Source organism: Pseudoalteromonas sp. UBA2102, from assembly GCF_002331165.1.
GTDB classification, from domain to species: Bacteria; Pseudomonadota; Gammaproteobacteria; order Enterobacterales; family Alteromonadaceae; genus Pseudoalteromonas; species Pseudoalteromonas atlantica.
Genome location: NZ_DCYU01000095.1, coordinates 9,423 through 10,047 on the forward strand (window position 1 = coordinate 9,423; position 625 = coordinate 10,047).

Here is a 625-nt window from a genome sequence, read left to right on the forward strand (position 1 = left end):
GTCGCAATTTCAGCATTTAATGGCACATCCTCTACAAGTAAAATATATAAACCTCTACCTGCATAGCTTTGTTCGGTAGGCGCTACACATAAGCTAAGCGGTATGTGCACGGTAAAGCAGCTGCCTTCGCCTTCTGTACTGGTTACCGAAATAGTGCCTTTCATTGCACTGACTAACGCTTTGGTTACGGCTAAACCAATGCCTGAGCCAATCGCGTTTTTACCGCTTAAATCTGGGGCTTTGTAGTACATATCAAATATGCGCGAGAGTTGATCCTCTGGGATCCCCTGCCCTGTGTCTGATATTTTAAGTTCAAGCCACGGCCCGTCGTTACGCTCTTCTCGGCTACATGTGAGTTTTACCTCACCATGCTGGGTAAACTTAACGGCATTATTAATTAAGTTCCATACCACTTGGCGTAAACGCGTTGGGTCTAGGAGTGCATAAACATCTAATGTGCCATTTCGCTCAACTGAAAATTCAAGCTCTTTTTGTTCAGCAATTAAACCTGCAAAGTTCACTACATCGTTAATAAAGTCTGAAACGTTAATAGAGTCGGTTGCTATATCTAACTGCTCTCGGTCTATTTTATCTAAATCTATAATATCGTTAAAAATATTACCTA

Annotated in this window: 1 protein-coding gene; it reads right to left on the bottom strand. The window is 41.8% G+C overall.

The window, feature by feature from the left end; all coding sequences use genetic code 11:
* Positions 1 to 625, bottom strand: a 625-nt coding sequence (locus tag B2R65_RS13280) for an ATP-binding protein (RefSeq protein WP_286743370.1), incomplete at both ends; no start/stop codon positions are given.